The sequence below is a fragment of the Bacillus sp. AFS001701 genome (genome assembly GCF_002559405.1).
Lineage (GTDB): Bacteria > Bacillota > Bacilli > Bacillales > Bacillaceae_G > Gottfriedia.
In genome coordinates, this window is the sequence record NZ_NTZO01000794.1 from 1 (window position 1) to 255 (window position 255).

General features: G+C 71.0%; 1 protein-coding gene. It reads left to right on the forward strand.

Annotated features, from left to right (window positions below; genetic code table 11):
- The coding region (locus tag CN514_RS26280) for a hypothetical protein (protein WP_217993970.1) at positions 1-255 on the forward strand (255 nt) is incomplete at both ends.

The window sequence follows — 255 nt, forward strand, 5'->3', positions numbered from 1 at the left end:
GCGGAAGGGCGTACTGCACGTCGCATGCCCGCCGCGTGGGTGCCGACGGCTACCGGTCTCGCGTCGTCGTCGCAGCGAACGGTGCTGTGACGGTGCAGCTGCAGCGCACCACGACGATCCTGGTGAACGTGCCCACGTCCCTCATGGTCGCCGCGGGTGACAAGCTCCACGTCCGCACCGAGGCGACCGGCACCTCGCCGACCACCCTGCGTGTGAAGGTGTGGAAGGTCGGCTCCGCCGAGCCCACGCGACGGG